The organism is Rhodanobacter sp. FW510-R10 (assembly GCF_058781105.1).
In genome coordinates, this window is the sequence record NZ_JBYSWL010000001.1 from 1,310,299 (window position 1) to 1,335,594 (window position 25,296).

The 25,296-nt window shown below is 68.0% G+C and carries 22 protein-coding genes; 12 read left to right on the forward strand and 10 right to left on the reverse strand.

Annotated elements, in window-relative coordinates; genetic code table 11:
- Nucleotide 1: 1 nt before the first annotated feature.
- The 8 genes from ftsW (at nt 2) to lpxC (ending at nt 9,293) form a co-directional block, all read left to right on the forward strand.
- Entirely contained in the window at nt 2-1,234 is a 1,233-nt protein-coding gene (gene ftsW, locus AC3WJB_RS05505; protein ID WP_492679498.1) for a putative lipid II flippase FtsW, read from the forward strand.
- Nucleotides 1,231-2,319, forward strand: a complete 1,089-nt coding sequence (murG, locus tag AC3WJB_RS05510; protein ID WP_492679500.1) for an undecaprenyldiphospho-muramoylpentapeptide beta-N-acetylglucosaminyltransferase — start codon at nt 1,231-1,233, stop codon at nt 2,317-2,319. The genes ftsW and murG overlap by 4 nt, the downstream gene beginning before the upstream one ends.
- Nucleotides 2,316-3,755: a UDP-N-acetylmuramate--L-alanine ligase gene (murC, locus tag AC3WJB_RS05515; protein ID WP_492679502.1), complete on the forward strand. Its 1,440-nt coding sequence runs from the start codon at nt 2,316-2,318 to the stop codon at nt 3,753-3,755. Before murG ends, murC begins: the two co-directional genes overlap by 4 nt.
- Entirely contained in the window at nt 3,752-4,750 is a 999-nt protein-coding gene (locus tag AC3WJB_RS05520) for a D-alanine--D-alanine ligase (RefSeq protein WP_492679504.1), read from the forward strand. Before murC ends, AC3WJB_RS05520 begins: the two co-directional genes overlap by 4 nt.
- Complete coding sequence (locus tag AC3WJB_RS05525) at nt 4,747-5,481, forward strand: cell division protein FtsQ/DivIB (protein ID WP_492679506.1); 735 nt, start codon at nt 4,747-4,749, stop codon at nt 5,479-5,481. The genes AC3WJB_RS05520 and AC3WJB_RS05525 overlap by 4 nt, the downstream gene beginning before the upstream one ends.
- Nucleotides 5,478-6,710, forward strand: a complete 1,233-nt coding sequence (gene ftsA / locus AC3WJB_RS05530) for a cell division protein FtsA (protein WP_492679508.1) — start codon at nt 5,478-5,480, stop codon at nt 6,708-6,710. Before AC3WJB_RS05525 ends, ftsA begins: the two co-directional genes overlap by 4 nt.
- A 148-nt stretch (nt 6,711-6,858) precedes the next feature.
- Entirely contained in the window at nt 6,859-8,040 is a 1,182-nt protein-coding gene (ftsZ, locus tag AC3WJB_RS05535; protein WP_492679510.1) for a cell division protein FtsZ, read from the forward strand.
- Nucleotides 8,041-8,378: 338 nt separating this feature from the next.
- Nucleotides 8,379-9,293, forward strand: coding sequence for a UDP-3-O-acyl-N-acetylglucosamine deacetylase (gene lpxC, locus AC3WJB_RS05540; RefSeq protein ID WP_492679512.1), 915 nt, complete (start codon nt 8,379-8,381; stop codon nt 9,291-9,293).
- Between the two features lie 79 nt (nt 9,294-9,372).
- On the opposite strand, the gene AC3WJB_RS05545 is transcribed toward lpxC, so the two are convergent.
- Nucleotides 9,373-9,870, reverse strand: coding sequence for a DciA family protein (locus tag AC3WJB_RS05545; RefSeq protein ID WP_492679514.1), 498 nt, complete (start codon nt 9,868-9,870; stop codon nt 9,373-9,375).
- A gap of 233 nt (nt 9,871-10,103) precedes the next feature.
- Between AC3WJB_RS05545 and secA the strand changes: the two genes are divergently transcribed.
- Nucleotides 10,104-12,845, forward strand: a complete 2,742-nt coding sequence (secA, locus tag AC3WJB_RS05550; protein WP_492679516.1) for a preprotein translocase subunit SecA — start codon at nt 10,104-10,106, stop codon at nt 12,843-12,845.
- 27 nt (nt 12,846-12,872) lie between these two features.
- Here the strand turns inward: secA and AC3WJB_RS05555 are convergent, their stop codons facing one another.
- From AC3WJB_RS05555 to AC3WJB_RS05595, 9 genes are all read right to left on the reverse strand, one after another.
- Nucleotides 12,873-13,709, reverse strand: a complete 837-nt coding sequence (locus AC3WJB_RS05555; protein WP_492679518.1) for a symmetrical bis(5'-nucleosyl)-tetraphosphatase — start codon at nt 13,707-13,709, stop codon at nt 12,873-12,875.
- A gap of 15 nt (nt 13,710-13,724) precedes the next feature.
- Complete coding sequence (gene apaG / locus AC3WJB_RS05560) at nt 13,725-14,108, reverse strand: Co2+/Mg2+ efflux protein ApaG (protein ID WP_492679520.1); 384 nt, start codon at nt 14,106-14,108, stop codon at nt 13,725-13,727.
- 62 nt (nt 14,109-14,170) lie between these two features.
- On the reverse strand, nt 14,171-14,977 hold the full coding sequence (gene rsmA / locus AC3WJB_RS05565; RefSeq protein WP_492679522.1) for a 16S rRNA (adenine(1518)-N(6)/adenine(1519)-N(6))-dimethyltransferase RsmA: 807 nt from the start codon (nt 14,975-14,977) through the stop codon (nt 14,171-14,173).
- Complete coding sequence (gene pdxA / locus AC3WJB_RS05570; RefSeq protein WP_492679524.1) at nt 14,974-15,969, reverse strand: 4-hydroxythreonine-4-phosphate dehydrogenase PdxA; 996 nt, start codon at nt 15,967-15,969, stop codon at nt 14,974-14,976. The genes rsmA and pdxA overlap by 4 nt, the downstream gene beginning before the upstream one ends.
- A complete protein-coding gene (locus AC3WJB_RS05575) occupies nt 15,966-17,318 on the reverse strand; it encodes a peptidylprolyl isomerase (protein ID WP_492679526.1) in 1,353 nt (450 codons plus the stop codon). The genes pdxA and AC3WJB_RS05575 overlap by 4 nt, the downstream gene beginning before the upstream one ends.
- Nucleotides 17,319-17,350: 32 nt before the next feature.
- The gene (locus AC3WJB_RS05580) at nt 17,351-19,729 is read right to left on the reverse strand and encodes an LPS-assembly protein LptD (protein WP_492679528.1); all 2,379 of its coding nucleotides are present in this window, start codon (nt 19,727-19,729) and stop codon (nt 17,351-17,353) included.
- A 94-nt stretch (nt 19,730-19,823) separates the two neighbouring features.
- Nucleotides 19,824-20,744 carry a histone deacetylase family protein gene (locus tag AC3WJB_RS05585; protein WP_492679530.1) on the reverse strand — a complete coding sequence of 307 codons (921 nt, stop codon included), beginning with the start codon at nt 20,742-20,744 and terminating at the stop codon, nt 19,824-19,826.
- Nucleotides 20,745-20,752: 8 nt separating this feature from the next.
- On the reverse strand, nt 20,753-21,325 hold the full coding sequence (locus tag AC3WJB_RS05590) for a cob(I)yrinic acid a,c-diamide adenosyltransferase (RefSeq protein WP_492679532.1): 573 nt from the start codon (nt 21,323-21,325) through the stop codon (nt 20,753-20,755).
- Between the two features lies 1 nt (nt 21,326).
- On the reverse strand, nt 21,327-21,926 hold the full coding sequence (locus tag AC3WJB_RS05595) for a hypothetical protein (protein WP_492679534.1): 600 nt from the start codon (nt 21,924-21,926) through the stop codon (nt 21,327-21,329).
- A gap of 106 nt (nt 21,927-22,032) precedes the next feature.
- Between AC3WJB_RS05595 and ubiH the strand changes: the two genes are divergently transcribed.
- The 3 genes from ubiH to AC3WJB_RS05610 all read left to right on the forward strand — a co-directional run bounded on the left by ubiH (nt 22,033) and on the right by AC3WJB_RS05610 (nt 25,255).
- Entirely contained in the window at nt 22,033-23,238 is a 1,206-nt protein-coding gene (ubiH, locus tag AC3WJB_RS05600; protein ID WP_492679536.1) for a 2-octaprenyl-6-methoxyphenyl hydroxylase, read from the forward strand.
- Between the two features lie 71 nt (nt 23,239-23,309).
- The gene (locus AC3WJB_RS05605) at nt 23,310-24,446 is read left to right on the forward strand and encodes a UbiH/UbiF/VisC/COQ6 family ubiquinone biosynthesis hydroxylase (protein WP_492683085.1); all 1,137 of its coding nucleotides are present in this window, start codon (nt 23,310-23,312) and stop codon (nt 24,444-24,446) included.
- Between the two features lie 26 nt (nt 24,447-24,472).
- A complete protein-coding gene (locus tag AC3WJB_RS05610) occupies nt 24,473-25,255 on the forward strand; it encodes a dienelactone hydrolase family protein (RefSeq protein ID WP_492683087.1) in 783 nt (260 codons plus the stop codon).
- The last annotated feature ends 41 nt before the right edge of the window (nt 25,256-25,296 follow it).

The following is a 25,296-nucleotide window of genomic DNA, read 5'->3' on the forward strand; positions in this document are numbered from 1 at the left end:
GATGTTCGACGCCATGCAAGCCACCAGACGCCAGCAACCGCGCGGCCGCGTGGACGCATGGCTGCTGGTCGGCCTGGTCGGCCTGGCCGCCATCGGCGTGGTGATGATCACCTCGAGCTCGATTGCGGTGGCCGACAGCCAGCACCTGGGCGCGCTGTATTTCCTGAAGCGCCAGCTCGTGTTCCTCGTCCTGGGCGTGTTCGGTGCCGTGCTCGTGGTGCGCATCGACCTGAAGCGCTTCGAGACCTGGGCGCTGCCGCTGCTGGCCATTGGTTTCGTGCTGCTGGTGGCGGTGTTCGTACCCCACCTGGGCATGCGCATCAATGGCGCGCGGCGTTGGCTCAACCTCATCGTCACCACGTTCCAGCCGGTCGAGGCGGTGAAGCTGATCCTGGTGGTGTACGTGGCCAGCTACCTCGTGCGCCATCGCGACAACGTGGAAACCCGGCTCCTCGGCCTGTTCAAGCCGCTGCTGGTGGCTGGCCTGATCGTGCTGCTGCTGCTCGCGCAACCCGATTTTGGCTCGGCCACCCTGGTGATCGCGGTGACGATCGCCATGGTCTGGTTTGGTGGCGCCCGGCCGCTGTACTTGTTTCTCATGGGCTTGCCGCTGATGCCCTTGTTGTACGTCGCCGCCACCGGCGAGAGCTACCGCATGAAGCGGCTGACCTCGTTCCTGGATCCGTGGAAGGACCCGTTCAATGACGGCTTCCAGCTCACGCAGTCGCTCATGGCGATCGGCCGCGGGCAATGGGATGGCGTCGGCCTGGGTTCGAGCGTGCTCAAGCTCTCTTACCTGCCCGAGGCGCACACCGATTTCATCTTTGCCGTGATTGGCGAGGAGCTCGGCCTGGCCGGCGTGCTGCTGGTCATCGGCCTGTTTGCGCTCGTGGTCTGGCGCGGCCTGCTGCTGGCGCTGCGTGGGGTGGAGGTGAACCGCCTGTTTGCCGCCCACGTTGCCTTTGGCGCATCCCTGATGCTGGCCTTGCAGGCGATCGTCTCCATTGGCGTGAACCTGGGCGTGCTGCCTACCAAGGGCTTGACCCTGCCACTCATCAGCTATGGCGGCTCCTCGATGGTACTGACCTGCATGATGGCCGGCCTGCTGCTGCGCGCGACACTGGAGATCAACCGCGCGCTGGACATCCGCGCGGCGCGCGAACACTTGCCGGCCGGTGTCACTGCTGTCGATGCCGGCCTCGCCTCGCATGCGCGCGAACTGGAGGCGGCATGAACGCCTCCGCACCCGTGCTGATCATGGCCGGCGGCACCGGCGGGCATATCTTCCCCGGCCTCGCCGTGGCCGAACGCCTGCGCGGGCAGGGCGTGCCGGTGGCTTGGCTCGGCGCCCGCGGCGGCATGGAGGCGGAGGTGGTGGCGGCGCGACAGATTCCGCTGCACCTGATCGCGGTCGGCGGTTTGCGCGGCAAGGGCTGGGGCAAGCGCCTGCTCGCCCCGGTCATGCTGCTTCGCGCGCTGTTCGCCGCCTGGCGCGTGCTGCGCAAGCTGCGGCCGCGCAGCGTGCTCTCGATGGGCGGCTATGCCGCCGGCCCGGGAGGCATCGCGGCCTGGCTGCTGCGCGTGCCCTTGGTGGTCCACGAACAGAACCGCATCGCCGGGGTGACCAACCGCCTGCTCGCGCCCGTGGCGCGGGAGGTCCTGACCGGTTTTGCAGACGTGCTGCCGCGCGCGCGCTGGGTCGGCAATCCGGTGCGCGAGGCGATTGCCCAGGTGCCGCCGCCGGCGCAGCGTTTCGCCGCGCGCAGCGGCCGCCCACGCCTGCTGGTGCTGGGCGGCAGCCTGGGCGCGCGTACACTCAACCTGGCCGTGCCGCGCGCGCTGGCCACGATCCCACCCCGGCAGCGTCCGGACGTGGTGCACCAGTGCGGGACGCGTGGCCTGGACGAGGCACGAGCGGCTTACGCTGCGGCCGCGGTCGAGGTGCAACTTCTGGCCTTCATCGACGACATGGCCGCACGCTATGCCTGGGCCGACCTGGCGGTGTGCCGGGCAGGCGCGCTGACCCTGGCCGAACTGACCGCAGTGGGGCTTGGGGCGCTGCTGGTGCCGTTTCCGTACGCGGTGGATGATCATCAGACGCGCAACGCCGAAGCCCTGGTCGCCGCGGGCGCCGCGCGGCTGATGGGTGAAGACCGGCATGCCGCGCAGGCCCTGGACCCCGAGGCGCTGGCGGCGTCCCTGGAAGCGATGCTGGACAGCCGCTCCCAGCTCCTGGCCATGGCCGAGGCGGCGCGAACCCTGGCCAAGCCCGATGCCGCGTACGTCATCGCGCGAGCCTGCGTGGAGGTGGGAGCATGACCGCGCGCCGCCTGCCGCCGCATGGCGACGTCATGCAGAGCTTCCGTCGCGTGCATTTCATTGGCATCGGCGGCGCCGGCATGAGCGGCATCGCCGAGGTGCTGCATACGCTGGGTTACGAGGTATCCGGTTCGGATCGCGCGGCCTCGCCGGTGACCGCGCGGCTGGCCGGCATGGGCGTGGACGTTGCCATCGGCCATGACGCGGCGCACGTCGCCAACGTCGATGCCGTCGTGGTCTCCAGCGCAATCCGGGCCGACAACCCCGAACTCAAGGCCGCCGAGGCGCGGCGCATCCCGGTGGTGCCGCGTGCCGAAATGCTCGGCGAGCTGATGCGCTTCCGCCGCGGCATTGCCGTGGCCGGCTCCCACGGCAAGACCACCACCACCAGCCTCATCGCCAGCGTGCTGGCCGAGGCCGGCTACGATCCCACCTTTGTCATCGGCGGCCAGTTGCTGTCGGCGGGTGCCAATGCGCGGCTCGGCGCCGGCGCCTACCTGGTGGCCGAGGCCGACGAATCCGATGGCTCGTTCCTGAAGCTGTCGCCGGTGATTGCGGTCATCACCAATATCGACGCCGATCATCTCGACCACTACCACGAGGATTTCGCGGAACTGAAGCAGGCCTTTGCCGATTTCCTGCATCGCCTGCCGTTCTACGGCCTGGCGGTGCTGTGCGTGGACAACCCGGAGGTCGCCGAGCTGGCGCAGCGCACCGCGCGCTCGACCCTGACCTACGCCATCGAGCACGCGGCCGACGTGCGTGGCGAGAACCTGCGGGCCGAGGGCGCACGCACCCATTTCGACTTGTTGCTGCCGGGCCAGCCGCCGTTGCCGATCACGCTGAACCTGCCAGGGCGGCACAACGTACTCAACGCCGTGGCTGCGGCCACGATTGGCTGGCATCTCGGCGTCGAACCGTTCGCGATCGCCCGTGCGCTCGAGCGCTTCCAGGGCGTCGGCCGGCGCTTCCACATCAATGGCGAGCTGCCGATCGACGACGGCAAGGTGCTGCTGGTCGACGATTATGGCCACCATCCGCGCGAGCTCTCGGCGGTGATGCAGGCGGCACGCGACGGTTGGCCTGGGCGGCGCCTGGTGATCGTGTTCCAACCGCATCGCTACACGCGCACCCGCGACTTGCTGGACGACTTTGCCGGCGTGTTGTGCGAGGCCGATGTCCTGGTCCTGACCGACGTGTATCCCGCGGGCGAGGCGCCGATTGCCGGCGCCGACGGGCGCTCGCTGGCCCGCGCCGTGCGCGCGCGCGGCAAGGTCGATCCGGTGTTCATCGACCATCCACGCGAACTCGCCGCGACCCTGCCCGCCCTGCTGCGTGACGGTGACATGGTGTTGCTGCTTGGCGCGGGCGACATCGGCACGGCGGCAACGGCACTGGCCGGCCGCGGCCACCTGAAGACGGAGGACGCCGCATGAACGTCACGACTCCCGCCAGGCGTGTCACCGACGCGCGCGAGTTTGGCCACGTCGCCGTGGTCATGGGCGGCACCTCCGCCGAGCGCGAGGTGTCCTTGAACTCCGGACGCAACGTGCTGGCCGCGCTCCACGCGCGCGGCGTCGATGCCGAGGCCGTGGACGGCATCCCGGCGCTGCTGCATGCGCTGCAGGCGCAGCGTTTTGCCCGCGTGTTCAACATCCTGCACGGGCAGCATGGTGGTGGCGAGGACGGCGTGCTGCAGGGCGCGCTGGAAGCGCTCGGCGTGCCGTATACCGGTTCGGGTGTGCTCGGTTCGGCGCTGTCCATGGACAAGCCGCGTTCCAAGCGGGTGTGGCAGTCGCTGGGCCTGCCTACGCCGGAATTCGTGGCCGTCGCGCACGGCGAGAGCGTGCACGAAGCGGCGGCCAGGCTGGGCTTCCCGCTCATCGTCAAGCCGGCCTGCGAGGGCTCCAGCGTGGGTGTGACCCGCGTGTTTGCCGACTCGCAGCTCGATGCGGCCGCAGCCCTGGCCTCGCGCTACCCCGGGGCGCTGCTGGTCGAGCGGTTGATCGAGGGTGAGGAGCTCACGGTCGGCGTGCTTGGCAACGAGGTGCTGCCGAGCATCCACATCGTGCCGCATGCCGATTTCTACGACTACGACGCCAAGTATGTCGCCGAGGATACCCAGTACCTTTGCCCGGGCCTGGAGGGTGCCGCGGAACAGGCCCTGCGCGAGCTGGCCTGGTCGGCGTTCACCGCGCTTGACTGTGCCGGCTGGGGCCGGGTCGACGTCATGCGCGACCGCACCGGACAGAACTGGCTGCTCGAGGTCAACACCGCACCAGGCATGACCTCGCATTCGCTGGTGCCCAAGGCTGCGGCGGTGGCCGGCATGGACTACCAGGAATTGTGCTGGCGCGTGCTCGAGACCAGCATGCGCAGCGTGCTGCCGCCGCCCGCCAACCAGGCCGTCCCCGCTGGAGGCCAGTCATGAGGGGCTCGGTGCGCCTGCTGGCCTGGTGCCTGGCGATCGTGCTGGTGGCGCTGCCCATGGTTGGCGTGTTGCGCGGCTGGTTTGCGGCGCAAAGCTGGCCGGTGACACGGCTGGTGGTGCAGGCCCACTTCAAATATGTGGACGCGGCGCAGATCCGTGCCGCGGTGGCGCCGCGCGTGGACAAGGGCTTCTTTGCGCTGGACCTGGGTGCGGTGCAGCGGGCCGTGGCAGCCTTGCCTTGGGTCGAGGCGGTCGAGGTGCGCAAGCGCTGGCCGGACACGCTGGTGCTGCGCGTACACGAGCGCCAGCCGTTTGCGCACTGGAATGAGCAGCAACTGATCAGCAGCAAGGGTGTCGTGTTCAATGCCGTCCTGCCGGCCGGCGCGCCTGCCTTGCCCGATTTGCGCGGCCCGGACGCGCGCCTGGCCGAAGTGGTGAGTTTCTACAGCGAGGCGCGCAAGGCGTTTGCCCGCGCCAGGGTACAGGTCCAGGGCTTGACCCTGACCGATCGCGGCAGCTGGAGCATCCGCATCGGTGATGGCGCTCGGGTCGTGATTGGGGACAGTGCCCAGGCGGCGCCGCGCCTGCACCGCTTCCTGGACGTGTTGCCGCAATTGATGACCGGCCACGATCGCACCTTCGTCTACGCCGACTTGCGTTACACCAATGGCTTTGCCGTGCTTTGGCCCCCGGCGACGCCACCCACCGCCGGAGGCACGCCGCCCGCATGAGAACCCACAACGACAAGCAACTCGTGGTCGGGCTGGACATTGGCACTTCGAAAGTAGTGGCGATCGTCGGCGAGTACGAGCCCGAGCAGCCAATCACCGTGATCGGCCTTGGCACCCACGTGTCGCGCGGCATGAAGCGTGGCTCGGTCGTGGACATTGAATCGACCGTGCACTCGATCCAGCATGCCGTGGAGGAAGCCGAGCTGATGGCCGGCTGCGACATCCGCTCGGTGTTCGCCTCGATTTCCGGGAGTCACCTGGAAACCCGCAACTCGCACGGCAGCGCTGCAATCCGTGACCATGAGGTCACGGCGGGCGACCTTGAGCAGGTGCTCGAGGCGGCCAGCGCGGTGGCCATCCCGGCCGACCGCAAGGTGCTGTTCAAGGAATCACAGGAATACCGCATCGACGGCCAGGACGGCATCCGCCGCCCGGTGGGCATGAGTGGGGTGCGGCTGGAGGCAAGCGTGCACCTGGTGACTGGCGCCGCGGCCGCGGTGCAGAACATTACCAAGTGCATCCAGCGCTGCGGCCTCACGGTCGACGGCCTCGTGCCGTCCGGCCTGGCCAGCGCAATGAGCGTGCTCACCGATGACGAGCGCGAACTCGGCGTGTGCCTGGTCGACATTGGCGCCGGCACCACCGACGTGGCGATCTACACCCAGGGCGCAATCCGCTTTACCGCCTCGCTTCCGGTCGGTGGCGACCAGGTGACCAATGACATTGCCTATGGCGTGCATACGCCCACCGCGCACGCCGAGGAAATCAAGATCAAGTACGCGTGCGCGCAAACCGGGCTGACCCACGCGGAGGAAACCATCCAGGTGCCCAGCGTCGGCGATCGCCCGCCACGTCGGCTGGCGCGCCAGTCGCTCGCGCAGAGCGTGCAGGCGCGTTACGAGGAAATCTTCGAGATGGTGCAGGACCAGCTGCGGCGCTCCGGCTACGAGAGCCTGGTCGCGGCCGGCGTGGTGCTGACTGGCGGCGCCTCGCGCATGGAAGGCGCGTTGGAGCTGGCCGAGGAAATCTTCCACAAGATGGTGCGCATCGGCGTGCCGCAGCAGGTCGAGGGCCTGGGCGATGTGGTGACCAGCCCCTTGCATGCGACCGGAGTCGGCCTGCTGCTGCATGGCGCGCGGGTCGGCAGCCAGCGTAGCGGCCGCACTTCAGCCGGCAGTACGGATGCGCTGGTTGGCCGCTTGCGCGGTTGGGTGGCGCGGAATTTTTGAATGGTGGTGGCGGCATGGTGGCCGGCAACGGCCATCCGGTTTCAGGGCGATGCGGGATGCATTGCCAGGGCATTCCAGGGATACAGCCCGGCGCCCGCAATCGATGCCAGGTCGGCGCGGGTCATAAAACAACGACGGAGGACGGGACATGTTTGAATTGATCGAAAAGCTTTCTCCCAACGCGATCATCAAGGTGATCGGGGTTGGCGGCGGTGGCGGCAATGCCGTGGCGCATATGTTGGACGCCAATATCGAGGGGGTCGAGTTTGTGGTCGCGAACACCGACGCCCAGGCCATGACCACCTGCGGTTCGCGCATGCACCTGCAGCTTGGCGGCAACGTGACCAAGGGCCTTGGCGCCGGCGCCAACCCGGAGGTCGGCCGCCAGGCGGCGCTGGAGGACCGCGAGCAGATCGAGGCCATGCTCGATGGCGCGGACATGGTGTTCATCACCGCGGGCATGGGCGGCGGCACGGGTACCGGCGCGGCGCCGGTGGTGGCGCAGCTCGCCAAGGAAAAGGGCATCCTTACCGTGGCCGTGGTCACCAAGCCGTTTCCGTTCGAGGGTCGGCGGCGCATGCAGGTGGCACTGAAGGGCATCGAGGATCTCTCGCAGCACGTCGATTCATTGATTACCGTGCCGAACGAGAAGCTGCTCAACGTGCTCGGCCGCGAGGTCACGTTGCTGAACGCGTTCAAGGCCGCCAACGACGTGCTGCAGGGCGCGGTCCAGGGCATTGCCGACCTGATCACGGCGCCAGGCCTGATCAATGTCGATTTTGCCGATGTGCGCACGGTGATGTCGGAAATGGGCCAGGCCATGATGGGCTCGGGCACTGCCCGCGGCGACGACCGCGCCCAGGCCGCAGCCGAGGCGGCGATCAAGAACCCGTTGCTGGAGGACGTCAATCTCAACGGCGCCTGCGGCATCCTGGTCAACGTCACCGCCGGACCCAACCTCACGATGCGCGAGTTCGACGAAATTGGGCGCATCATCCACGATTTTGCCAGCGAAGACGCGACCGTGGTCATCGGTACCTCGATGGACCCGGATATGCAGGACGACGTGCGGGTGACGGTGGTTGCCACCGGCCTCAATCGTGCAGACGCCTCGCGCGCGCGGCCGCCGATCCAACTGGTCGAGCCGGTCATCGAGCGTCCGCGCCCGGTGTTGCTGCGCACGGGGACCGGCAATGAGGTGGTCGATTACGCGCAACGTGAGCGTGGGCCGCAGACGGGCGTGGGTACCGATGCCGCGTCGACGGGCAAAAGTGAACCTGGGTTTGACTACCTGGACATTCCCGCCTTCCTGCGGCGGCAGGCCGACTGATCAGGCGGGCGCCGTGTCAGCGCGGGAGCGGCGGCGTCCAGACGACGCGTATGACGCATCCGACGGGCAGTGCGGCCCATGGCGTGACGAGGAGGTGACGAGATTCGGCATCACAGCGGCGAACCAAGGACGTGGGCGACGGTCAGGCTGGGAACCTGCCGCAGCCTCGACGCATCGTCCATATGCCCCAGGTTCCAGGTTGGGACCATCCAGCCATCTGGCAAAGATGAACGCACGTCACGCTTAGTCATACTGTACAGTACGGTTTGCTATTGCGGTTGGTTAAGACTGTGTTAGTATCCGCGCCGAATCGGTTGCCGCCACGAGACCTACCTCCCATGATCAAGCAGCGCACGCTGAGAAATGTCATACGGGCCACTGGCGTCGGTCTGCATACCGGCGACAAGGTCTACATGACGCTGCGCCCGGCGGCACCCAATACGGGTATCGTGTTCCGTCGCACCGACCTCAATCCGCCCGTGGATATCCACGCGCGCCAGGACAACGTCGGCGATACGCGGCTTTCGACCACGCTGGTGAACGGCGACGCGCGGGTGGCTACGGTCGAGCACCTGCTCTCGGCAATGGCTGGGCTGGGTGTGGACAATGCCTACGTCGACCTCTCGGCTCCGGAAGTGCCGATCATGGACGGCAGTGCAGGGCCATTCGTGTTCCTGCTGCAATCGGCCGGTATCGAGGAGCAGAACGCCGCCAAGCGCTTCATCCGTATCCGCAAGCCGATCCGGGTGGAGGATGGCGACAAGTGGGCCAGCTTCGCCCCGTTCGAAGGCTTCAAGGTCGGCTTCTCGATCGACTTCAACCATCCAATCATTTCCAAGCGCACCTCGCACAGCGAGATCGACTTCTCCACCACCTCCTACGTCAAGGAAGTCAGCCGCGCACGCACGTTCGGCTTCATGCGCGACATCGAGGTCCTGCGCGAGGCGAACCTGGCCCTGGGCGGCTCGATGGACAATGCGGTCGTGCTGGATGATTACCGGGTACTCAATGAGGACGGGCTGCGTTACGAAGACGAGTTCGTCAAGCACAAGATCCTGGACGCGATCGGCGACTTGTACCTGCTCGGGCATAGCCTGATTGGTGCCTACCACGCCCACAAATCCGGCCACGAACTCAACAACAAGCTGTTGCGCACCCTGGTTGCGGACACCTCGGCATGGGAAGAGGTCAGTTACCAGGATGATCCGGCGGTGTCGCCGATCTCCTACGCGCATCCGGCCCAGGCCATCTAGGCCGCGTCCGGCGCCGGGCAGCCGGCATGGGGGCTTCGATCCTGGATTGCACCGGTTGGCGCCGTGTCAGGCTGCCAGCTCAGGGATCTTTGGCCAGGCGTTGGTCGGCCTGCGCGGCCAGCGCGAGGAACATCGAGCGCAGCTCCGGATCTTGAAGGCCGCCAGCCGCGGCCCGCAGGTGCGCTGCCGCTGCCGGTGAGATCGACATGGCCGGCGCTATTGATGCCGTCACCGTGGTGGACGGCGTCACCACTTTTACCCTGATTGCGGCGGCGGCGACGCCGATCGCGCGCGCGCACGCCAGGATCTGGCCCTGAGCCAGGCGCAGGCGCGACGCCCAGGCCGGTGAGTTGGCCAGGAATACCAGGCGTCCCTGGCGTACGTCGGCGAAGCGGACCTGGTCACGCAAAGGCAGCGGCAAGGTCTGCCGCAGCGCGCGATCCAACGCTTCCAGGGCATGCGCGCGTCGCGCCAGTTGCGCGAATGAGCCGCACTCGGCCAGGGCCTGGGGCGCAGGGCGCGATGGCCTGGGGACACGCCGCGCGGCGCCGCGCGTACTGCTGGCGGGTTTCTCCATGTGGGGATGATACGCGGGTGCGTGGCCGGGGACGGCCGCGGTGGTTTACCGCCCTTGAATAGGCGCGGTGGCGACGCCATTCGGAGATACCCGGCGTGATTCGCTGGGCCCGCCCGCCGGGCCCCATGTCGTGCCGCCTGCAGGCTACGCCCGCGCGGGTGGCACAAGTGCGTGTAGTAACATGCGCGATTGGCCCGCGAGCCGGCGGGCGCTCACACCCAAGCGGAAGACCGATGCTCAGTCGCTCCTTGAAGTCCTTGTTTGGTAGCCACAACGAGCGCGTCACGCGCCAACTCAACCGGACTGCCGCCCGCATCAACACGCTGGAGCCGGCTTGCGAGAAATTGAGCGACGAAGAGCTGCGCGCCAAGACTGACGAGTTCAAGCAGCGCTATGCAGCCGGAGAGTCCCTGGACAAGCTGTTGCCCGAGGCGTTCGCGGTGGTGCGCGAGGCTTCCAAGCGCAAGCTGGGTCTGCGCCATTACGACGTCCAACTGGTGGGCGGCATGGTCTTGCACCAGGGCAAGATTGCCGAGATGCGCACCGGCGAAGGCAAGACCCTGGTCGCCACCCTGCCGGTCTACCTCAATGCCATCGCCGGTGACGGCGTGCACGTGGTCACCGTCAACGATTACCTGGCGCGGCGTGATGCCGCGCAGATGGGCGTGCTATACAACTTTCTCGGGCTGACCGTTGGCGTGGTCTACCCGGGCATGGACCAGGGCGACAAGGCGGCTGCGTACAACGCCGACATCACCTACGGCACCAACAACGAGTTCGGCTTCGATTACCTGCGCGACAACATGGCCCTGAGCAAGGAGCAGCGCTATCAGCGCGGACTGAATTTCGCCATCGTCGACGAAGTGGACTCGATCCTGATCGACGAAGCGCGTACGCCGCTGATCATTTCCGGCCCGGCCGAGGAGTCGGTGCAGCTGTACCTGGCGGTGAACAAGATCGTGCCGCACATGGTGCGGCAAAAGGAGGAGGACGGTCCCGGCGATTTCTGGGTCGACGAGAAGCAGAAACAGGTACACATGTCCGAGGCCGGCATGCAGCACGCCGAGGAGCTGCTGCATGATGCCGGCGTGCTCAGCGCGGACAGCGCCCTCTACGACTCGAAGAACCTGGCCGTGGTGCACCACCTGAATGCGGCGCTGCGCGCGCAGGGCATCTACCAGCGTGACGTGGATTACATCGTGCGCGACGGCGAGGTCATCATCGTCGACGAGTTCACCGGCCGTACCCTGCCCGGGAGGCGCTGGTCGGACGGGTTGCACCAGGCGGTCGAGGCCAAGGAGGGCGTGCCGATCCAGCGCGAAAACCAGACCATGGCGACGGTCACGTTCCAGAACCTGTTCCGCATGTACAAGAAGCTCTCGGGCATGACCGGCACGGCGTTCACCGAGGCCTTCGAGTTCAACAGCATCTACGGCCTGGACGTGGTGGTCATTCCGACCCACAAGCCGATGATCCGCGTCGACAACCAGGACATGATCTTCCTCAGCACGGCGGCCAAGTACCGCGCCGTCATCGAGGACGTCAAGTCGCGCCATGCAGCGGGCCAGCCGGTCCTGGTCGGTACCACGTCCATCGAGGTTTCCGAGCTGCTGTCCAAGGAGCTCGACGACGCCGGCATTGCGCACGAGGTATTGAACGCCAAGCAGCATGAGCGTGAGGCCATCATCGTGGCCCAAGCCGGTGCCTACGGGCAGGTGACCATTGCCACCAACATGGCCGGCCGCGGCACCGACATCGTGCTGGGCGGCAGCCTGGACGCTGCGCTCGCCGCCTTGCCGCCGGAAGCGACAGAGGACGAGCGCGAGCAGGTGCGCGAGCACTGGCGTGTCGAGCATGAGAAGGTCGTGGCTGCCGGCGGCCTGCACATTGTCGGCACCGAACGGCATGAATCGCGCCGCATCGACAACCAGCTGCGCGGCCGTTCCGGACGCCAGGGCGACCCCGGCTCATCGCGCTTCTACCTGTCCTTGGACGACAACCTGCTGCGCATCTTCGGCGGCGAGGGCCTGATCCGCTGGATGAAGCGCTTCGGCATGAAGGACGACGACGCGCTGGAGGACCGCCTGGTCAGCCGACAGATCGAGAAGGCACAGCGCAAGGTCGAGCAGCACAACTTCGACATCCGCAAGCACCTTTTGGAGTTCGACGACGTCGCCAACGACCAGCGCAAGGTGATCTATTCCCAGCGCGACGAGCTGCTCGAGGGCGAGGACGTGTCCGCCACCGTGACCGACATCCGCGAGGACGTCGTGCGCAGCATGGTGCGTGCCCACGTTCCGGCCGACAGCATTGACGAGCAGTGGGACATCCCCGGCCTGGATACCGAACTGCAGAGCGAGTTTGGCCTGCAGCTCGACTTGGTGCATTGGTTCGAAGGTCGCGCCGAAGTGGACGCCGAAGGCATCCTCGAGCACGTCCTCGAGGGCGTGAACAGCATGTTTGCCGCGAAGGAGCAGCAGATTGGCGCCGAGACCATGCGCCAGCTCGAAAAGCATGTGATGCTGACCGTGGTCGACAACGCCTGGAAGGATCACCTGGCGAACATGGACTACCTGCGCCAGGGCATCTACCTGGTGGGCTACGCGCAGCAGGATCCAAAGCAGGCGTTCAAGCGCGAGGCGTTCCGGCTGTTCTCGGAAATGCTCGACCGGATCAAGGCCGAGGTGGTGCAGATGCTGGCCCGGATCCGCGTGCGCAGCGAAGAGGAAGTGGCTGAGATGGAAGCCGAGCAGCGCCGCATTGCCGCGCGCCTGCAGCAACAGATGCTGGCGACCGGCGGCGGCGCGCCTGCGGGTGGCGCCTTTGGCGAGGGCGCGCCGGGGCAGGAGGATGCGGCGCCGGCGGCTGGGCCAATGCGGCCAGTGCAGCTGGCCGGCCCGAAGATCGGCCGCAACGATCCCTGCCCATGCGGTTCGGGCAAGAAGTACAAGCACTGCCACGGCCGGCTGAGCTGAGCCGGCCAGGACTCCCGTTTCTGCGGTTCAACGCCGCGAGCGGTAGGGTTCGGCCTCGACGGTGATGTACTGTGGGTCGGGCACGTCGAGCCGCAGCGCGGTGAGCTGGCCGCCCCAGACACAGCCGGTATCGATGGCGTGCACGCCGCAGCCGATGAAGCGTCCCAGGGCCGACCAGTGGCCGGAGACCATGCGCAAGCCGCGCTGTCGCATCCCCGGCACGGCGAACCAGGGGTACAGCCCTGGCCTCTGCGTGCCCGGCATGCCCTTGGCGTCGAAGTCAATGTGCCCGTTCACGTCGCAGTAGCGCATGCGGGTAAAGATGTTGATGGCGGCACGATAGCGGTCCAGCCCCTTGAGGCTGTTGGACCAGGCTGCAGGCTGGTTGCCGAACAGGTTGCGCAGCAGTTTGCCGTGCCGCGGACTGGACAACTCACGCTCGACTTCCTGGGCCACGACCTGGGCCTGGCGTAGCGTCCACGTCGGGGCCAGCCCGGCATGCACCATGGTCCAGCCCAGGTCGGGGTCGTGGTGCAGCAGCTTTTGCGAGCGCAGCCATTCGCACAGCACGGGCGCGTCCTCGGCAAACAGTACCTCGCGCAGCTCGGGGTTGACCCGGGCCTGCGCTTCGGGGCGGCGCTGCGCGATGGACAGCAGGCTGAGGTCGTGGTTGCCCAGGGTGATGACGGCGTTCTCGCGCAGGCCATGGATCAGGCGCAGCGTGGCCAGTGATTGGCCGCCCCGGTTCACCAGGTCGCCGCAAAACCACAGGCGGTCGTGTGCTGGGTCGAAGCGCAACTTGTCCAGCATGCGTTGCAGCTCCGGGTAACAGCCTTGTACGTCGCCAATCGCATAGGTCGCCATGTCAGTGCGCCGCCATCAGTGCAGCGTGCGCGGGATGGACAAGGTGAACGTGGGTATCGGCGCGTCAAAGCAGATGCCGTCGTCGGCCAGCATCTGGTAGCTGCCGGCCATGGTGCCCACCGGCGTTTCCAGCACCGCGCCGGAGGTGTATTCGAAGCGGTCCCCCGGCCGCATCCACGGTTGTTCGCCGATGACGCCGTCGCCGCGCACTTCCTGCACCCGGCCATTGGCGTCGGTGATCATCCAGTGCCGCGTGAGCAGGCGCGCCGGAACCCTCCCGGCGTTGCGCAGCTGCACCGTATAGGCGAAGACGTAGCGGTTGGCCTGTGGCTCCGATTGGTCGGCGATGAAACGTGCTTGAACCTGCACTTCAATGGTGTAGGCCGAATCTTCAGTCATGCGTCGATTGTACGGCTTGCACCTGCCAGCGGGGCGCGTGCCGCGGTTGCGCGTGGCGCGACTCACCTGGTGCCGGCATCGTGGCGGCGCGCCGCAAAGGCCTGCGCCAGGCGCACAAACGCGGCGGGCTCCAGGGTTTCGGCGCGTGCGCCGGGATCGACCCCGGCGTGGCGGATGGCGTCGCGGTCGAGCACCTGGGCCAGCGCGTTCCCCAGGGTCTTGCGCCGCTGCGCAAACGCGGCCTTGACCACGAGCTGCAGATCCTGCGCGGAGGCAGCGGGGCGTTCATTGGCCGCCAGCGGCCGCATGCGCACCACCGCCGAATCCACTTTCGGCGGCGGGCGGAACGCGCGCGCCGGCACCTCGAACAACAGCTCCACCCGGCAGGCGAGTTGCAGCATCACTGACAGGCGGCCATAGATCTTGCTGCCCGGTGCCGCGGCCATCCGCTCGACCACTTCCTTCTGCAGCATGAAGTGCAGGTCCTGGATCACCGGCAGGTGATCCAGGCAATGGAACAGGATCGGGCTGGAGATGTAGTACGGCAGGTTGCCGACCACGCGCAGCCTGGACGTCCCCAGGCGTTGCGCCAGAGCGGTAAGGTCGACCTGCAGGATGTCTGCCGGGATGATCTCGAGCTTGCCGACGTCCGCTGCGCGTCGCTGCAGCGCGGGGAGCAGCTCGGCGTCGAGCTCGATTGCGGTGAGCGCACCGGCGGCAGCCAGCAGCGGCAAGGTGAGGGCGCCCTCACCGGGGCCAATCTCCAGCAGGGTGTCGGCCGGACCCGGTGCCAGCGCCGCGAGGATGCGCGCGATAACGGCGCGATCCTCGAGGAAGTGCTGCCCGTAGCCCTTCTTCGGCGCGCTCACGACGTGCGCGCGCGGGCGGCCAGCTCGATGGCCATGCGGGTCGCGGCAACCAGGCTGGCCACGCTGGCCGTGCCGCTGCCGGCAAGATCGAGCGCCGTGCCATGGTCCACCGAGGTGCGGATGAAGGGCAGGCCCAGGGTCAGGTTGACCGTGCAGTCGAAGGCCTCGCTCTTCAGCACCGGCAAGGCCTGGTCGTGATACATGGCCAGCACCGCGTCGTAGCGGGCGCGCTGCGCCGGGATGAAGGCGGTGTCGGCTGGCAGCGGGCCCAGCAGTTGCATGCCTTCGCCGCGCAGCGCCGTGAGCACGGGGATGAGCGTGTCGAGTTCTTCGCGGCCAATGTGGCCGCCTTCCCCGGCGTGCGGATTGAGCCCAAGCACGGCAATGCGCGGCGCGTCCAGGCCGAACTTGTGCCGCAACTCGGCATGCACGATGCGCAGTGTGCAGGTCAATAGCGGCGCGGTGATCGCCGCCGGCACTGCCGCAAGCGGCAAATGCGTGGTGGCCAGGGCCACGCGCAGGGTCGGGCTGGCGAGCATCATCACCACCTCGGCGTGTGCGCGCTCGGCGAAGAACTCGGTGTGCCCGCGGAACGGCACGCCGGCCTCGTTGATCGTCGCCTTCTGCAGCGGCGCGGTAACCACCGCCGCGTAGCGCCCAGCCATGCAGCCGTCCGCGGCCGTGGCCAGGGTGGCCAGTACATGCTGGGCATTGCGTGGATCGGGCTGGCCGGGGACCTCGTGTGCGCCCAGTGCGACGTGCTGCACGCGCAGTATCCCGGGGACGCGGCTGTCGGCCGCGGTGCCGTCATCGTCAACCAGATCCAGCGCGACGCCGCAGCGCTGCGCCGCACGCCGCAACAGACCACGGTCACTCAGCGCGACCAGGGTCGCCGGCAACGGCAGTTGCGCAAGGCGCACCACCAGCTCGGCGCCGACCCCGGCCGGCTCGCCGGTGGTGATGGCCAGCCGCGGCAGCGGCTGCCCGGTCACTCCCCGCGGGAGGCGGTGTTGGGCGCCTCTGCCGTGGTGTCGGACAGGCTGGGCACCAGGATCTTGATGTAGGCGTTCGCGCGCAGCTCGCGCAGGTAGTCCTCGTAGGCTTCCTCGGCCTTGCGGTTGCCGATGGACTGGCGGGCCTGGTTGCGTGACACCTCTTCGGTGACATCGCTCTCGCGGGTGCCGAGTCGCTGTACCACGTGCCAGCCGGCGCTGGTCTGGAACGGCTTGGACACGTCGCCGTCCTTCATCGCCTGCAGTTGCTGGGTGATGGCCGGATCCACCGCCTGGGGCTGGAACCAGCCCATGTCGCCGCCGAGGTTGGCGGTGGTGTAGTCGGTGGAATCGGCCTTGGCCAGCTTGGCGAAATCCTCGTGCTTGTCGACGATGCGCTGGTACAGGCCCTGGGCCTTTTGCTCGGCCTGGGCCGAACTGACCAGCTCACTGGGCGCGATCAGGATTTGCCGGGCGTGGAACTCGGTCACCACCTGCTTGCCGGGCTGGCGTTGGCCGAACAACTTGATGATGTGGAAGCCAGTGGGACCACGCATGGGCGGGCTCACCTGCCCGGGCTGCATGTTGGCGACTGCATCGGCGAACGCCGCGGGCAACTCGTCCAAGCGGGTCCAGCCGAGGTCGCCGCCGTCCAGGGCGTCGGTCGCGTCCGAATAGCGGATTGCGGCGGCATTGAAGTCCATCCCACCCTTGATCGCGGCCTCGGCCTGCTCGGCCTTCTGCTGGCTGGCACGGATGGCCGCCGCGTCGGCGCCGCTGGGGATGCTGATCTGGATGTGTCCGATGTGGACCTCGCCGGCCTTGTAGGTCGGGCTGTTCAGCAGGTTGTCCACTTCGCTGTCGGTGACCGACACCGAGTCGTGCACCACGCTGGTATGCAGGCGCTGCACCATGAGCTGGTCGGCCAGTTGCTGGCGGAATTGCGCGAAGCTCCCGGTGCGCTCGATCTCGGCGCGCAACTGGTCGGCGCTGATATTGTTTTGCTTGGCCACGCCGCCTACCGCGGCGTCGACGTCCGCTTCGGACACGTGGATGCCCTGGTCCAGCGCCTTCTGCACCTGCAGGCGCATCATGATCAGGCGCTGCAGCACCTGTTTGCGCAGGATGTCGGCTGGCGGCAACTGGTCGGGATGGGCGGCATATTGCTGCTGCACCGACTGCACCGCTTCGTCGAGCTCGCTTTGCAGGATGATGTCGTCGTTGGCCACGGCGACGATGCGGTCCAGCGAGTGCGTGGTGGTCGCCGCAGGCGCCCCGGGCAGCAGTTGGGCGTGCAGCGGCGCGACGAACGCGACTGCGGCCATAAGGAATACAACGGAAAACTTCATCAAGGAACGCCTGTTTGGTGTAGGCAGGGCGGTTATTGGTAGCCGAGAATATCACGCTGCAGCAAGGGCTCGAGCTGGCCACCGGTGGAACCCAGGCCCTTGAATTCGAACTCGAACAGCACCGCGTTGTCGCGCTTGTCGAGATTGGTTGGCGCCGACGCCGGTCCGTAGCCGTAATAGCCCTGGTTGACGTAGCTGCGCACGACCAGCCGCAAGGCGACGCAGCAGCTCTCATATTGCACGCCGCCCAACGCCTCGACCATCCGATGGTCCGGCACCGACCAGCCGAGCGCGCCAAGCAGGCGCCAGCGCTCGGATAGCGGGTAGACCATCGACGCGCTGTATTGTTCCAACAGCCCGCGCCGGAAGTGGTAGGAGAAGTTGACGATGCCGTCAGCGCCGAGGCGTCGCTGCAGCCCCAGCATGGTGACGTCGCGTCGGCGGGTGTTCGGATTCCATTGATACGAGCTGTTGAGGCGCCAGCGGCTGCTGAGTTGCAGATCGAGCTGGGCCACGTAATCCGAACCCGACCAGTCGGTGGCCGGCACGACGCTGTTCTGGCCGTTCGGCGACTGCACGCGTTGCGGGGTGAAATAGCGGATCTGGCCAAAGCTGGCCGCCAGGCGCTGGGCACCCCCGGCGTCGAGCAGCCGCGTGGTGACCGCGCCGGTCAGGTTGTTCGCGTTCATCTGCCGGTCCGCACCCGAATACTGGTTGGTCGAGAACAGTTGCCAGTAGTTGAACGTCATGAGGTTGGTGTCGAACAGCGGCAGCGCGTCCTGGTTGCGGTAGGGCACGTAGAGGTAATACAGGCGCGGTTCGAGCGTCTGCGTATAGGCCTGCCCGAAGAGGTGCGCGTCGCGCTCGAAAATCAGCCCACTGTCGATGCTGGCGATGGGCAGCGCGCGGCTGGGCGAGTCCCGCACGAAGGGAGAACTCACGCCGCTGTCGAGCCGGCCGAAATAGCCATACCGGTCGCGGTCGGCGTCGAGCTGATAGACGGTGTAGCGGTAGGCGAGCCGCGGGCGCACGAACCAGGCCGCGCCACCGAACGTGGCGGCCACATAGGGCGCCAGGTCTTCGCGCTGGCCACTGATGTAGCCGGGCTTGCGGAATGCCACCGCCGCGCTGTCCATGCCGGCCTCCAGCCAACGCGATACCGGAATGTCCAGGTTGAACGTGGCGTAGGGCAACTGCCGGTACGGGAGCGAGCTGTCGGTCAGGAAGGGGTTGGTGTTCTGGTACGAGGTGCCACCGAACGCCGCGTTCCACCAGGTGCCGCCGCCGACCAGGGCTGCGCTCGAGGCGAGCGAATAGACCGTGCGACCCTGGCCCTTGTTGGCGAAGTCGTACAGGTAGCTGCTGTCGGAGGTGCGGTTGATCGAGGTGCTCAGGGACCAGGACTTCCACAACGGCGTGCGGTCGGAAAAATTCAGCAGGTAGCGGTGCGTACCGGTGGTGTCGGCCAACGCGCTCGGAGTGCCGTGGTCGCGCGGCACGTATTGCACGTTCAGTTGCCCATTGCTGCCGCCCAGCAGATAGCGGAATTCGCCGCCCAGCATCAACCCACGGTCGCTGTAGATGCGCGGGTCGAGCGTGGCGTCGTAGTTTGGCGCCAGGTTCAAGTAATACGGTGCGGCCAGCTCGAAACCCGACCGGCTGGTGTGCGCCAGGGTCGGATACAGGAAACCGCTCTTGCGCCGGTCGTCAGTGGGGAAGCTGAAATAAGGCAGATACAGGATGGGCACCTTGCCCACGCGCAAGGTGGCGTTGCGCGCCACGCCGACACCACTGGCCTGGTCGATGCTGATGTTGCGCGCACGGAATTCCCACACATGGTGGCCGACGTCGCAGGTCGAGTAGGTGGCAAACGCATAGCGCGAGCGCGAGGCGTCGAGCAAGACGGCCTGGCGGGCCGTGCCGTTGCCGTGCGATTTCAGCATCTGGTAACGCACCTCGTCCGCCACCCCGCGGCTGGTGGCGCTGTTGCCGCGCATGCTGGCGGCCGCCAGCAGTTGCCCGGCTTCCTGGTAGCGCACATCGCCACTGGCAGCGTAGTCGGTGCTCTGGTCGTCGTACTCGGCACGGTCGGCCTGCAGCTGCTGGTCGGCGCGGGTCAGCTTCACGTCACCGGACAGGCGATAGACGGACCGGTTGGAGCTGTCGACCTTGCGCGCCTCGATCCGGGTGGGACTGGTGGGACGCAGGCTGGCATCGGTGGACAGCGTCGGGTCATAGAACTCCAGCAGCGCATTCGGGCGGCACATGGCGTAGTCAACCGGGCGGGGCGCGCAGCGGAACGTGCCCAGGGCGCAGGCAGGTGGTGAAGGCTTGGCGATGGCCGGGGCGACGGCGGCGCCTTGCGCCCCGGCTGCCGCGGGTGTGCCGAGCAGGGCCAGGGCGGTCGCCATGGCCAGCACGTGGCGCGGTAGCGGCGTCGAAGCCACTGCCGGATGCGCGGGGTCGGGGCGGGGGCCTACGCTGGGAGAAAGGCGATCGCGCATGTCATGCCATGAGGGCGTCGACGTGGGCGCTGGTGCTGGCGGCGAGCGCAGGAAGGTCATAGCCGCCTTCCAGCGTGGACACCAGGCGATCGGCGGCGTATGCATGCGCCAACTCCACCAGCTGGGCAGTGATCCAGGTGTAGTCATCGACCTCCAGCTGCAGCTCGGCGAGTGGATCGCGGCGATGCGCATCGAAGCCGGCGCTGACCAGCACCAGCTGCGGCCGGAACGCGTGCAGGCGCGGCAGCAACAGCGTGCTCCACAGCGCGCGGAACGCGGTCGAACCCGCACCCGGGGCCAGTGCCCCGTTGATGCAGTTCTCCGGGTTCGCGGCATCGGGATCGCCGGTGCCGGGGTACAGCGGCAGCTGGTGGCTGGATGCAAACAGCACGCGTGCCTCGCCGGCACAGAGTTCCTGCGTGCCGTTGCCGTGATGCACGTCGAAATCGGCGATGGCAATGCGCTCCAGCCCATGGACCGCCAGTGCATGGGCGGCGCCCAGGGCGACATTGTTGAACAGGCAAAAACCCATGGCGTGCGTGGCCGTGGCGTGATGCCCTGGTGGCCGTACCGCGCAAAAGGCGTGGCGGCAGGTCCCCGTCATGACCGCATCGACCGCGGCGATGACAGCGCCCGCCGCGCGCAAGGCTGCTTCGGCGGAGTCGGCGCACCAATACGTATCGGCGTCCAGCATGTACGGACTCCCGCTGGGCGGCCCCGACAGGATCGCGTCGATATGTGCGGCGTCATGCATGCGCAACAGTTGTTCACGGCTCGCACGTGGCGCCTCGACACAGTCAAGGGTCGCATAGCGGTCGGCGTCCAGCGCTGCGAGTACCGCGTGCAGCCGCGCGGGGCATTCGGCATGCTGGCTCGGCGGCACGTGTCGCAGGCAGGCACGGTGGGTGTACAGCCGCAACATGCCGCGGCTCAGGGTGCCGGTTTCGGCTTGGGCCGGCGCTGGTGTTGCCAGAGGACTTCGCCGAAACCGCTGGCGCGGGCCAGTACCCTGGACATCACAAACAACAGGTCGGACAGGCGGTTGAGGTAATGACGCGGTTGCGGGCGGACTTCCTCTGTGCGCGCCAGGGCGACCACCGCGCGTTCCGCGCGCCGGCACACCGTGCGCGCCAAGTGGCAACAGGCCGCCGCCATGCCGCCGCCGGGCAGGATGAATTCCTTCAGTGGCGGCAGGTCGTCGTTCAATTCGTCGAGTGCCGACTCGAGGCGCGTGACATCCGCGTCCTTGATCGTCTCCATGCCGGGGATGCACAACTCGCCGCCGAGATCGAACAGGTCATGTTGCACCTGGGTCAGCGTCTCGCGGACCGCATCCGGTACCTTGTCGGCGGCCAGGACCATGCCGATGGTGGCGTTGAGCTCGTCCACCGTGCCGTAGGCGTTGACCCGCAGGGAATCCTTGCCCACCCGCGAGCCGTCGCCGAGTCCGGTCGTGCCGTCGTCGCCGGTCCGGGTATAGATGCGGGAAAGACGGTTGCCCACGTCAGTACTGGGTGCGGCCGCCACGCTGCGCCGTGCGGGCGAGCAGGGTGGCCAGCACGTGCAGCACCGCGCCCAGCGCCACGTAGGTGACCGTGCCGGCGAGGAAGGGCAGGTACCAGTCACCGAGGTTGGCAAGCCAGGCGTCGAGACTGCGCGGCGCTGGCACCATGTCGCTCAGCCAGTAGAAGCTGCCGTTGGAGATGGCGTAACACGCGCCCTCGGCCACCAACAGCGCGGCGACCGCGAGACCCAGCGTCGCCAGGCCGTTGCCCCGCTCGCGCCTCGCCAACCAGCTGCCGCCCGCCCACAACGCGCCGTAGGCCGGCGCGAGGAACCAGTAGGCCGGCGAGACGCAGTAGTGGCTCCAGAAATCCAGGCCTTGGCCGCTGATGACCAGGTAATCCACCAGCACCGCCTCGGCCATCAGCAGAGGGAACGCCCAGCGACCGTGGCCGCGGAGCCAGAAGCCGGCGAGGAAGAACACGCCCCAGGACGCGTCCCACAGCGCGTGGTGCGGCAAGGAGGGGTGGAAGCGGGTGATGCCCATCACTAAGACCAGGGCCAGGAAAATACCGAACCGCGCAGTAGTCGTCTTGGCCATCGTGATCCCGCAATGCGTCGAATAGGCACTTAGTCTATCGCAACGGCCACTTCCCCGGCGGCAGCTTGGGTATGATCAACGCATGCGTGAAGCCCGGTAGACGACAGTGGATGCAGCGAATGTGCTGGTAGTGGGTGGCGGCCTGGTGGGAGCCAGCCTGGCCATTGCGCTCGATGCGGCGGGCGTCGCCGCCACGCTGGTGGAATCGGCCGTGCCGCGGGCCGGAGCACAGCCGAGCTACGACGAGCGCAACCTGGCGCTGGCGCGGGCCAGCGTTAACGGCCTCGGCGCGATCGGCGTGTGGCAACATGCCGCCCCGGCGGCGACGCCAATCCGCCACATCCGCGTCAGCCGCGCCGGCGACTTTGGCAGTACGCGAATCGATGCCGCGCGGCACGGCGTGGACGCGCTCGGCTGGACCTTGCCGGCACGGGAGCTCGGCGCTGCCCTGCTGCATCGCCTCGACACCTGCACGCAGCTGGGGCGCCTGGCCCCGGCAAGCCTGACTGCGCTTGAGCCGGTGGCGCAGGGTTGGCGTGCGCATCTGCGGTGCGGCGATGACGAACGCACGATCGAGGCGGCGCTGGTGGTCGGCGCCGACGGGACCGAATCGTTCGTGCGCGGTGCCGTGGGCCTCGCCACCGAACGCCACGATTACCGGCAGACCTTGTTCGTGTGCACGGTGACGCCCGAACGCGAACATGCCGGCCGCGCGTTCGAGCGCTTCGGCGACGCCGGCCCGGTCGCCTTGCTGCCATTGGCCGAGCGACGCTGCGGGCTGGTGCTCACGGCCGCCACGGCCGAGGCCGAGGCGCTTGCCGGCGCGGACGACGAAACCTTCCTTGCCCTGGCGCAACGGCGCTTCGGCTGGCGCCTGGGCAAGCTGACGCGGCCCGGCAGGCGCTTTGCGTATCGGGTGCAACGGGTCGTCGCCTCGACGGTACAGGCACGGCGCGCGGTGGTGGTCGGCAACGCGGCACAGACCATCCACCCGATTGGCGCACAGGGTTTCAACCTCGGCCTGCGCGACGCGCTGACCCTGGCCGAGCTGATCGTTGACGCGCCCGATCCGGGCGCTGCGGATGTGTTGCGCACGTATGCGGCGCGCCGTGCGCCCGATCGCGCCGGCACCATGGCCATGAGCCACGGCTTGATCGAGTTGGCCTGCTTGCGCCAGCCGCCGCTCTCGCCGCTGCGTTCGCTGGGACTGCTGGCCTTCGACCGGCTGTGGCCGCTGCAGCAGGCCCTGGCCAGGCGCGGCATGGGCTGGCGCGGTGAGCCGCCGCACGCGGCCCTGGAGCGCGTGCCGTGATCGTCGCCAGTGGGCGCAACGCCGTGCGTGCGCGGGCTCCGGCGCTGGATGCCGCGGTGGTCGGCGGCGGCATGGCGGGGGCTGCCGCTGCCCTGGCCCTCGCGCGCGCCGGCTTCGCTGTCGCCTTGCTGGAGGCCCGCCAGCCCCCGGCCTGGGACGCCCGGGACGACGTGGACCTGCGCGTGGTCAGCCTGGCGCCCTCGTCCATGGCCCTGTTCTCGGAGCTGGGCGTCTGGACGTCCATACGCGAGACCCGTTGCAGCGGCTTCGCGCACATGCAGGTTTGGGATGCACAAAGCGGTGCGACGCTGCGCTTTGACGCGGCAGCCGACGGCCGGGCCGAGTTGGGCTGCATCGTCGAGAACCGGCTGGTGCAGTCCGTGCTGTGGGCGGCGCTGCCCGCGGCCGGCGTGCGCGTGTGTTGCCCCGCGAAGGTCGAGCGGCTGCATCCCGGCGCCGAGCGCATCGAGCTGGAGTTGGCCGACGGCCACCGGCTGGCGGCACGCGTGGTGGTGGCCGCCGATGGCGGCGCCTCGCCGCTGCGCGAACTCGCCGGCATCGACACTGGCGGCCGCGACTATGCCCAGCGCGCCGTCGTGGCCCATGTGGCCACCGAGCGGCCGCACCAGGCCACGGCCTGGCAGCGCTTCCTGCCCGGCGGGCCACTGGCGCTGCTGCCGCTGGCCGATGGCCGCAGTTCAATCGTGTGGTCGCTGCCTGAGGCCGAGGCGCAGCACGTGCTCGCGCTGGACGACCAGGACTTCATGGACGCCTTGGGCGCCGCCAGCGATTTCCGGCTCGGGCGTATCACTGCCACCACGCCGCGCGCGGCGTTTCCCCTGCGCCTGGGCCTGGCCAAGAGCTACCAAGCGCCGCGCATGGTGCTGCTTGGGGATGCGGCACATGCCGTGCACCCGCTGGCCGGCCAGGGCGTGAACCTGGGCCTGCGCGATGTGGCCGAGTTGCGCGACTGCCTGCTTGCGGCCCAGCAGGCAGGGCGCGACCTCGGCGCGCCGCACGTGTTGCGGCGCTATGCGCGCCGCCGGCGCAGCGCCGACACGCTGGATGCGGTCAGCTTCGATGGGCTGGCCCGGGTCTACAGCTGGACAGCACCGCCGCTGGTCGCCGCGCGCGGCTTGGGCATGCATTTGATCGAGCGCCTGGCACCGGTGAAACGGCAGCTTTCCAGGCACGCTGCCGGACTTTGAACGAGCACGGGGAGTAAGCCATGGGCATGAATCGAATGGGTGGGTTGCTGCTGCTGGCCGCGCTGCCGTTTGCCGCCCCGGCCAGCATGGTGCAGCGGCCGGTGACGTGGAGCCAGGACGGCACCACCTTCCACAGCGTGCTGGTGTATGACGACGCGGCGAGCACGCCGCGGCCGGGGCTGGTGATGGTGCCGAACTGGTACGGCGTCAATGCAGCCGCAGTGAAGAAGGCGCAGATGATCGCCGGCAAGGATTACGTCATTTTGGTCACTGACCTCTATGGCGAAAAGATCCGGCCCACGAACAATGCTGAGGCGCAGGCGGCGGTGAAGCCGCTGTATGCCGACCGCGTGTTGATGCGCTCGCGCATGAACGTGGCGCTCGAGCAATTGCGGGCGCAAGCGCGCAACGCGCCTATCGATACGACCCGGCTGGCGGCCATCGGCTTCTGCTTTGGCGGCTCGGCCGTACTCGACCTGGCGCGCAGCGGCGCGGACCTGGCCGCCGTGGTGACGTTCCACGGCGACCTGTCCACCGACGATCCGGCCTTGGCCAAAAACATCAAGGCGCGCGTGTTGGCCATGAACGGCGCCGACGACAAGGGCACGATGGGCCAAGCCGACAAGTTCATGGACGAGATGCGCGGCAGTCCAGCCGACTGGCAGTTCGTGGTGCTCGGCCACGCCGTGCACTGCTTCACCGAGGTCGGCGAGGATTCGCCGGGTTGTCGCTATGACGCCCGTGCCGCGGCGCGCAGCTATCGCCTGATGCACGACTGGCTCCGCGGCGCCTTCGCCGGCACCCCCTGACCGTCGCTCTCTCGTTCCGGGCTGCGACGGGCTTCTCTCTA